The organism is Cryobacterium sp. TMT4-31 (assembly GCF_004403385.1).
GTDB classification, from domain to species: domain Bacteria; phylum Actinomycetota; class Actinomycetes; order Actinomycetales; family Microbacteriaceae; genus Cryobacterium; species Cryobacterium zongtaii.
In genome coordinates, this window is the sequence record NZ_SOGI01000027.1 from 83,395 (window position 1) to 92,430 (window position 9,036).

Annotated in this window: 8 protein-coding genes; 1 reads left to right on the forward strand and 7 read right to left on the reverse strand. The window is 67.4% G+C overall.

The window, feature by feature from the left end:
- Window positions 1–114: 114 nt before the first annotated feature.
- From E3T19_RS06100 to leuC, 6 genes are all read right to left on the reverse strand, one after another.
- A complete protein-coding gene (locus E3T19_RS06100) occupies window positions 115–1,242 on the reverse strand; it encodes a D-alanine--D-alanine ligase family protein (RefSeq protein WP_134408350.1) in 1,128 nt (375 codons plus the stop codon).
- The gene (locus tag E3T19_RS06105) at window positions 1,145–2,272 is read right to left on the reverse strand and encodes an NAD(P)H-dependent glycerol-3-phosphate dehydrogenase (RefSeq protein ID WP_088456508.1); all 1,128 of its coding nucleotides are present in this window, start codon (window positions 2,270–2,272) and stop codon (window positions 1,145–1,147) included. The genes E3T19_RS06100 and E3T19_RS06105 overlap by 98 nt, the downstream gene beginning before the upstream one ends.
- A complete protein-coding gene (locus E3T19_RS06110; RefSeq protein WP_370289979.1) occupies window positions 2,262–3,074 on the reverse strand; it encodes a lysophospholipid acyltransferase family protein in 813 nt (270 codons plus the stop codon). Before E3T19_RS06110 ends, E3T19_RS06105 begins: the two co-directional genes overlap by 11 nt.
- A gap of 7 nt (window positions 3,075–3,081) precedes the next feature.
- Entirely contained in the window at window positions 3,082–4,404 is a 1,323-nt protein-coding gene (gene murA / locus E3T19_RS06115) for a UDP-N-acetylglucosamine 1-carboxyvinyltransferase (protein ID WP_165787962.1), read from the reverse strand.
- Window positions 4,405–4,493: 89 nt separating this feature from the next.
- Window positions 4,494–5,102: a 3-isopropylmalate dehydratase small subunit gene (gene leuD, locus E3T19_RS06120; protein ID WP_088456509.1), complete on the reverse strand. Its 609-nt coding sequence runs from the start codon at window positions 5,100–5,102 to the stop codon at window positions 4,494–4,496.
- An 11-nt stretch (window positions 5,103–5,113) separates the two neighbouring features.
- Complete coding sequence (leuC, locus tag E3T19_RS06125) at window positions 5,114–6,616, reverse strand: 3-isopropylmalate dehydratase large subunit (protein ID WP_134408351.1); 1,503 nt, start codon at window positions 6,614–6,616, stop codon at window positions 5,114–5,116.
- Window positions 6,617–6,868: 252 nt separating this feature from the next.
- Here leuC and E3T19_RS06130 point away from each other — a divergent pair, with 252 nt between their 5' ends.
- Complete coding sequence (locus E3T19_RS06130; RefSeq protein WP_166788806.1) at window positions 6,869–8,542, forward strand: MFS transporter; 1,674 nt, start codon at window positions 6,869–6,871, stop codon at window positions 8,540–8,542.
- Here E3T19_RS06130 and E3T19_RS18895 read toward each other — a convergent pair.
- On the reverse strand, window positions 8,539–9,036 hold a 498-nt coding region (locus E3T19_RS18895), incomplete at its 5' end, for an FHA domain-containing protein (RefSeq protein ID WP_166788807.1). The genes E3T19_RS06130 and E3T19_RS18895 overlap by 4 nt on opposite strands.

The following is a 9,036-nucleotide window of genomic DNA, read 5'->3' on the forward strand; positions in this document are numbered from 1 at the left end:
CTGAAGGGGAATCCTGCGGAAAGTCGTGGAGGGCGCACCCATCGACTCACGGCAAACGCCCCCTTCAAAGCAGCTGAAGGGGGCGTTTCACGGCAAGTGGTGGCGGCGTCTGCGTTACTCGGTGACGACGGCGGAGGTGCGGCGGCGCTTGTGCGCTGCCCGGGCCAGGGCCACCTCGATGAGCTCGTCGATCAGCTGCGGGTAGGTGTACCCGCTGGCCAGCCAGCAGCTGGGGAACATCGAGATGGGGGTGAAGCCCGGCATGGTGTTGATCTCGTTGATCACCCAGCCGTCGGCGGTGAGGAAGAAGTCCACCCTGGCCAGGCCGCCGGCGTCGATGGCCTCGAACGCCCGCACCGCGATGTCCTGCATCTCGGCCAGGTCCGCCGGGGCGAGGTCCGCCGGGCAGAGCAGTTCGATGCCCGCAGCGTCGAGGTACTTGGCGGCGAAGTCGTAGAAGTCGCGGCCGGTGACGACGACCTCACCGGCAACGGAGGCATGCGCCGGTTCGCCGGGGCGCCCCTGCAGCACGGCGACCTCGAGCTCGCGGCCCACCAGGCCCGCCTCGATGAGCACCTTGTCGTCCTCGGCCAGCGCCACGGCCATCGCCTCGGCCAGCTGGTCGGAGTTGGCGACCCGGCTCACGCCGACGCTGGAGCCGGCTCTGGCCGGCTTCACGAAGGCGGGCAGCCCCAGCTCCTCCAGGGCGGCGTAAGCCGACCCCGGCGCGTCGGCCCAGTCGTCCGCGGTGATGGTTCGCCAGGGGGCCACGGCCAGCCCTGAGTGCTGCAGAACGGTCTTGGTGAAGTGCTTGTCCATGCCCAACGCTGACGCGAGCACACCGGAGCCGACGAACGGCAGGTCGACGAGTTCGAGCATCCCCTGCACGGTGCCGTCTTCGCCGTATGGTCCGTGCAGGATCGGGAACACCAGGTCGATCGGGCCGAGGCTCCGGCGGCCGGAGTCGTCCACGACGATGAGTTCGCGGCTACGCGCGCTGTCGGGCCAGAGCACCCGGGTCCCGTTGTCGGTGACCTCGGGCAGGGCGGCGGCGGTCAGCGCGAACTTGGTCGGATCGTCGTCTTCGAGCACGAAGGTGCCGTCGCGGGTGATGCCTACCGGGATGACCGTGTAGCGGTTCCGGTCAATTGCGGCCAGTACCCCGCCCGCTGTGGCGCAGCTGATCGAATGTTCGCTTGAACGCCCCCCAAACAGCAGCGCTACCGTGAGCTTGTCCGTCATCAATGGTCCTTTCACCCTGCGGTGCGCCGGAGTCAGTCGTGAGGTGCGGCGCAATATCCCGCGGCTTCAGCGTACCCGCCAGCACCTGGCGTACCTGTTCGACGATGGGCATGTCGACACCCTTGGCACGCGCCAACTCGAGGATCGGGCTCACGGATGCGAGTCCCTCTGTGGTCTGCTGCATCTGCGCGATGACGTCGTTGTAGCTGTAGCCCTGGCCGAGCAGCCGGCCGGCGGTGTTGTTGCGGGACAGCGGGGACTGGCAGGTCGCGATGAGGTCGCCGAGGCCCGCCAGACCCGCGAGGGTCTCCGGCTGGGCGCCGTAGGCCACGGCGAAGTCCGTCATCTCCACGAGCCCGCGGGTGATGATCGACGCCTTGGTGTTCTCGCCGTAGCCGACGCCGTCCACGATGCCGATCGCCACGGCGATGAGGTTCTTGAGCACGCCGCCGAACTCGGTGCCGATGACGTCGGTGTTCACGTACGACCTGAAGTACTTCGTGGTGGCCAACAGGGCCACGGCGTGCGCGGTATCCAGGTTCGACGAGGACACCACGGCGGCCGTGGGCTGCTCCTTGGCGATCTCCAGGGCGAGGTTGGGCCCGGAGATCGCGGCGATGCGGGCCGGGTCGATCGGCAGGACCTGCTCGATGATCTCGCTCATCCGCAGACCCGAGGAGCGTTCGACGCCCTTCATCAGCGACACGATGATGGCGTTGGGCGCCAGGAACGGTTCGGCCTGGATGAGGTTCTCGCGCAGGGACTGGCTGGGCACGGAGACGAAGACCTGATCGGCGCCGGCGAGGGCCAGATCGAGCCTGGACGTGGCGCGGAGGCCCACGGGCAGGTTGATGCCGGGCAGGTAGTCGCTGTTGCGGCGGCCCTCGGTGATCTCCTTCGCCAGCTCGGGGCGGCGGGCCCAGAGCACCACATCCGCTCCGCCGTCGGTGAGGATTTTCGCGAACGTGGTGCCCCAGCTTCCGGCGCCGAGAACGGCAACGCGGGTGCCTGGCTGGACTTTAGGCTTCAAAACGGCCGGTCTCTTTCTGATCGTGCTCAGAGGGGTTCCAGCGCTTGGCCGGTGCGGTCTCGTTGCGGAGGTCCTCGAGCAGGGCGGTGATGGCGTCCATCACCACGGCGGTCGCCTCGTTCAGCGTCGCCGTATCGAGGTTGCGGCCGCGGAACTCGGCCAGGTCGAGCGGGTCGCCAATCTTGACCAGGATGGTCTTGCGCGGGAACAGGTGCAGCTTCTTGGAGTACCGCTCCATGAGCTGCTGGGTGCCCCAGTGCGCCGCCGGCACGATGGGGATGCCCTGCTCCAGGGCGATCCGCACGGCGCCGCTCTTGCCGCGCATGGGCCACATGCCCGGATCGCGGGTGAGGGACCCCTCCGGGTACACGACCACCATCTGGCCGCGTTCGACGAGCCGACGGGCGGCCTTGACGGGCTCGCTGCCGCGCACCGAACCGCCACGCTGCACCGGAATCTGCCCGGACTTCTTCAGCAGCCAGCCGGCAACGGGCAGCTTGAAGAGCGACGCCTTGGCCAGGAACCGCGGCAGCCGGCCGAGCTTCCAGCTGACCATGCCCATCACGATCGGGTCGATCTCGCTGTAGTGGTTGGGCGAGAGAACGAACGCGCCCTCACGGGGGAACTTGTGGCCGTCGGTGATCTTGTAGCGCGCGGCCAGGTTCATCGGCGGCAGCACGAGCACGGCAAGCAGCCAGAAAATCGAGGGTTTGCTCTTCTCGGAGCGCACCCGGCCGGACTTCGTCACCGGTAACGACGGGGAATCTGGCGCGTTGGAATCTGGCACGTCTGTATCTGGCACGGTGCCATTATCCTTCGAGATCGAAGTCAGCCCCCAACAGACGCAGCTTGGTGATGAAGTTCTCGTACCCGCGGCTGATGATTCCCACGTTGCTCACGGTGGAGGTTCCCTCGGCCGTGAGGGCCGCGATGAGGTGGCTGAAGCCACCGCGCAGGTCGGGTACCTCGATGTCGGCGCCGACCAGCTTGGTCGGGCCGGCGATGACGGCGGAGTGGTTGAAGTTGCGCTGACCGAAGCGGCACGGGTGCCCGCCGAGGCATTCGCGGTGGATCTGGATGGTGGCGCCCATCTCGACCAGGGCGTCGACGAAGCCGAAGCGCTGCTCGTAGACGGTTTCGTGCACGATCGACACGCCGTGGGCGTGGGTGAGCGCGATCACGAGCGGCTGCTGCCAGTCGGTCATGAAGCCGGGGTGAACATCCGTCTCGATGATGACGGGCTTGAGGTCGCCGCCCGGGTGGTAGAAACGGATGCCGTCGTCGTGGATGTCGAACGCGCCGCCGACCTTGCGGAAGACGTTGAGGAAGGTGAGCATCTCGGCCTGCTTGGCGCCCCCGACGAAGATGTCACCGTCGGTGGCCAGCGCGGCCGCGGCCCAGCTGGCGGCCTCGTTGCGGTCGAACAGGGCGCGGTGCTGGTAGCCCTGCAGGCTGTCGACACCCTCGATGCGGATGACCCGGTCGGTGTCGACCGTGATGATGGCGCCCATCTTCTGCAGGATGTTGATGAGGTCCATGATCTCGGGCTCGATCGCGGCGTTCTTGAGCTCGGTGATGCCCTCGGCACGCACGGCCGTCAGCAGCACCTGCTCGGTGGCGCCCACGCTCGGGTACGGCAGCTCCACCTTGGTGCCCTTGAGGCCGTTCGGCGCCGACATGCGAATGCCGCTCTCCTGCTTCTCGACGACGGCGCCGAACTTGCGCAGCACCTCAAGGTGGTAGTCGATGGGGCGGTCGCCGATGCGGCAGCCGCCGAGGTCGGGGATGAAAGCTTCGCCGAGGCGGTGCAGCAGCGGGCCGCAGAACAGGATCGGGATGCGAGAGGAGCCGGCGTGGGCGTCGATGTCGGCGTAGTGCGCGCTCTCCACGTCCACCGGGTCCAGCTGCAGGCTGCCGGGCTCGTCGCCCTCGGTCACCTTGACGCCGTGGGCCTCGAGCAGGCCGCGCACGATGCGTACGTCGCTGATGTTCGGCACGTCACGCAGGATGCTCGGGGTTTCGCCGAGGAGTGCGGCAACCATGGCCTTGGTGACCAGGTTCTTGGCACCCTTGACCTCGATGCGACCGACCAGGGGGCGGCCGCCGCGGATGGTGATCTTGTCGCCGACCAGGCCTACATTGGCTCCGTGACTCTGCGCGTTTCCGCGCTCTGCATTCTCTTGAACGTTTTCGCGGACCTGATTGTTTTCGCCGAGGATGATCACAAATTTACCTGCCTTGCGGGGAGAGTGCGGGGGCGCCAGGGCTCCCGGTGGGATTCGAATTCTGCGATTCGCGCTTCGTCGCGCAGGGTCAGGCCGATGTCGTCCAGGCCTTCCAGCAGTCGCCATCTAGTGTATTCGTCGACCTCGAATGAGACTGTGAGGTCGCCGACACTGGCAGTAGAGGCAACCAGATCCACGGTCAGTTCTATTCCGGGGTTCGCCTCGAGGATCCCCCAGAGGGTCTCGGCGTCGTCCTCACTGATCTGGCCGGCCAGTAGGCCCTGCTTGCCCGAGTTGCCCCGGAAAATGTCGCCGAATCGGGGGCTCAGCACCACATCGAAGCCGAAATCGCGCAGCGCCCAGACGGCGTGTTCACGCGAAGATCCGGTGCCGAAGTCGGCGCCGACTACCAGGACCTTAGGGCTCTGGTAGGCGGGTTGGTTGAGAATGAACTCAGGATCCTGCCGCCAACCGTAGAAGAGGGCGTCTTCGAATCCGGTCTTGGTGACGCGCTTGAGGAACACTGCGGGGATGATCTGGTCGGTGTCGACGTTCGAGCGGCGCATGGGAACGGCGACACCGGTGACGGTGGTGAATTTCTGCATGACGACTGCTCCTAGACGCTGGCGGGGACGAAAACGGCGGGAACGGCCTCGTGGCCGAGCGTGCCGTCCTGGACGAGGTCCCACGGGCTTGAGAGGGTGCCGCGGATGGCGGTGGCCGCGGCCACCAGCGGGGAGACCAGGTGGGTGCGTCCGCCCTTGCCCTGCCGTCCTTCGAAGTTGCGGTTGCTGGTGGAGGCGCAGCGCTCCCCCGGAGCCAGCTGGTCCGGGTTCATGCCCAGACACATCGAGCAGCCGGCGAAACGCCATTCGGCGCCGAACGCGAGGAAGATCTGGTCGAGGCCTTCCGCTTCGGCCTCGATCCGCACGCGGGCGGACCCGGGCACCACGAGCATCCGCACGCCGTCGGCAATGGACTTGCCCTTGATGATCTCGGCGGCGGCGCGCAAGTCTTCGACCCGGCTGTTGGTGCAGGAGCCGAGGAACACGGTGTCGACGCGGATGTCCTTCATCGCGGTGCCGGCGGCCAGGTCCATGTATTCGAGGGCGCGTTCGGCGGCGCTGCGCTCGTTGGCGTCGGCGATCTCGGCTGGGTTGGGCACGGTGTCGCTGAGCGAGACGCCCTGGCCGGGGTTGGTGCCCCAGGTCACGAACGGTTCGAGGGTGTCGGCGTCGAGGATCACCTCGGCGTCGAAGGTGGCGCCCTCGTCGGTGGCCAGCGTGTCCCAGTACGCGACGGCGTCGTCCCAATCGGTGTCGGCCGGCGCGTGGGCGCGGCCCTTGAGGTAGGCGTAGGTGGTGGCGTCCGGCGCGACCATACCGGCACGGGCGCCGGCCTCGATCGACATGTTGCAGATCGTCATGCGGCCCTCCATGGAGAGCGCGCGGATGGCGCTGCCACGGTATTCGAGCACGTAGCCCTGGCCGCCGCCGGTGCCGATCCTGGCGATCACGGCGAGGATGATGTCCTTGGCGGTGACGCCGGGACGCAGGGTGCCGTCGACGGTGATGGCCATGGTCTTGAACGGCTTGAGCGGCAGCGTCTGGGTGGCCATGACGTGCTCCACCTCGCTGGTGCCGATGCCCAGCGCCATGGCGCCGAAGGCCCCGTGGGTGGAGGTGTGCGAGTCGCCGCAGACGACCGTGATGCCCGGCTGGGTCAGGCCCAGCTGCGGGCCGACGACGTGCACGATGCCCTGTTCGATATCGCCCAGGGAGTGCAGGCGGATGCCGAACTCGGCGCAGTTGCGGCGCAGCGTTTCGATCTGGGTGCGGCTGGTGAGATCGGCGATGGGCCGGTCGATCGCCAGGGTCGGCGTGTTGTGGTCCTCGGTCGCGATCGTCAGGTCGGGCCGGCGAACCGGGCGACCGGCCAGGCGCAGGCCGTCGAAGGCCTGGGGGCTGGTGACCTCGTGCACGAGGTGCAGGTCGATGTAGATGAGGTCCGGGGTGCCGTTCTCGCCCTTGGCTACCAGGTGTTTGTCCCACACCTTCTCGGCCAGCGTGCGGGGGCGGATGTCCGGCGTGGGTGGATCGGTGATCACTGCGTTAGTCATGTTCGTGCGTCTTCCTCGGGAACGGTGGTCAGCCAACGACAAACTCCGCGACGAGTGGGCCTGTTAGATACGAGACTCGTCGCGGCACAGAAGAAGAAGTCGACGTTGCAGCACACCTCAGGCTAACACGCGCTTTAAAGTCCGCGAACTGTGAGCTGTGCCCCTAAAAATCGCGCATCCTGGTGGGCTTCTCACGGTTCACGGATGTCGGCGGGCCATGGCCGTGGGGGACGGTCGACGTATGGTGTGCGCATGACGACCGTGACCGCTCCGAAGACCACTGGCAGGGTGCTCATCGTGATCCTGCTGGCCCAGTTCATCATCGTCGTCGACTCCACGTTCATGAACGTGTCGCTGTCGACCCTCGTGGAGGATTTTGACACGACGGTCACCGGCATCCAGAACGCCATCACGCTGTACACCCTGGTGATGGCCGCCTTCATGATCGCCGGCGCCAAGGTGGGCGACATCATCGGCCGCAAGCGCGCCTTCGTGATCGGCCTCAGCGTGTACTCGGTCGGCACGACCATCACCGCGCTCTCCCCCACGCTGACCGTGTTCATCCTGGGCTGGTCATTCCTCGAGGGGCTGGGCGCGGCCATGATGCTCCCGGCCATGATGTCGCTGATCGTGTCGAACTTCGCCGCCGGCCCCGCCCGGGCGAAGGCCTACGCCGGCTTCGCCGCCATCGCGGGGATCGCCGCGGGGATCGGCCCGATCATCGGGGGCCTGTTCACGTCGTACCTCTCCTGGCGGTTGGCCTTCGCCAGCGAACTGCTCGTGGCGCTGTTCATCTTCACCCAGCTGAAAATCATCAAGGATGCGCCCTTCCTGGGCCGGAAACCCCGCTTCGACTGGCCGGGGTTCATCCTCAGCTCCGCCGGACTCATCACTGCGGTTCTGGGCATCGTGATGGCCTCAGCCTACGGCCTGTTCATCAGTCGCGTTGACGTTGAGATCTTCGGTCAGGTCGTGCTCACCGCCGGCCAGATCTCACCGACGGTCATCCTCGTGTCGATCGGCCTGGTGTTCCTCCTCGTCTTCGTCCTGGTGGAACGAAGCCGGGATCGCCACCACCACGACACGCTCCTGGACCTGAACCTTTTCGGCATCCGCGCCGTCTCGTCGGGGTCGGCCGTGCAGCTGCTGCAGTACCTCGTTCTGACCGGTGCGATCTTCGCACTCTCCCTCTACGTGCAGATGGAACTGAATTACTCGGCGATCCAGAGCGGGCTCACCCTGCTGCCGCTGTCCCTGGCCGTCCTCCTGTCGGCGGCGGTGAGCGGGCGGGTGTTCAGCCGCCGGTTCGCGCCGCGCTCGGTGATCCTCGCCGGCTTCGCCATCATCGTGCTCGGCGCGGCGGCTATGGGGGTGCTGGCCAGGGATGCGACGAGCGGCACCGAGTTCATCCTGGGGCTGGCGCTGGTCGGTTTCGGTGCGGGCACCATCGCTTCCCAGAATCAGAACCTGATCATGTCGTCGGTGAAACCGCAGCGTTCCAACGAAACGTCCGGGGTCATCAACACCTCCCAGAACATCGGCGCATCCCTGGGCACGTCCCTGGCCGGGGCGCTCATCCTGTCGGTGTTCGTCCTGACGGCGACAAGCCTGATCGACGAGAGTCCGGTCTTCTCCTCCTCCGAACAGTCCCAGTTGGACACCGCGGTCACCGAGAAGGCTCAGATCATCAGCGACGCGCAGCTCGGCAACGCCGTCGCGGAGCTGCCCGCCGACCAACAGGCCGAGATCATCGAGATCAACGCCGAGGCCCGGCAGACGGCGCTCACCGTGGTCTACGCCGGCCTGGCCCTCGCCGGACTGCTCGGCTTAGCTGCTGCACTGCGGCTGCCCAAGACTCCGCCGCTTTCGAGCACGGGCCCTGGCGGAACCGGCTCGAGCACGGACAGCACAGCCGGACAGCCCTAGGCGTCGGGCCGCGACACCTGCACCGCGAATTCACCGAGGGAGAGGCTGACGCCGGCGCCCATCGCGGTGCGGACGCCCGGATTCACGGGAGTGCGTTCGCCGTGCACGTCGCCGACACTGACGCCGTTGGTGGAGTGCAGGTCGGTGACCCACAGCTCCCCGTCGACCAGCTCGACGAGGGCGTGCGACTTCGACACCGACCGGGCCGGGTCGATCACGCTGACCATCGTCGCGGCCCGGCGGGTGACCGGGGCCGGGTCGCGGCCCAGCACGAGCGAGCCCGTCACCGGAATGATCTGGCCGTCGGCAAGGGTGAGCTGCCAGACGGATGCGGCCTGCGAGGCAGCCGCGCGCTGCGGAGCGACCGCGGGCAGCGGAGTGCGCGGCGGCGGCGAGCCGGGGAACGTGGGAACAAACGCGGGGATGGACAGCACCGGCGCGGCCCCCGGCGGCGCGACCGCGGGGGCACCGGCCAGCGGGGCGGCTCCCACCGT

Bases quoted from the DNA above. Each gene is read 5' to 3' on its own strand.
- E3T19_RS06130 (WP_166788806.1), top strand. From the start codon at position 6,869: ATGACGACCGTGACCGCTCCGAAGACCACTGGCAGGGTGCTCATCGTG.
- leuC (WP_134408351.1), bottom strand. From the start codon at position 6,616: ATGACTAACGCAGTGATCACCGATCCACCCACGCCGGACATCCGCCCC.
- leuD (WP_088456509.1), bottom strand. From the start codon at position 5,102: ATGCAGAAATTCACCACCGTCACCGGTGTCGCCGTTCCCATGCGCCGC.
- E3T19_RS06100 (WP_134408350.1), bottom strand. From the start codon at position 1,242: ATGACGGACAAGCTCACGGTAGCGCTGCTGTTTGGGGGGCGTTCAAGC.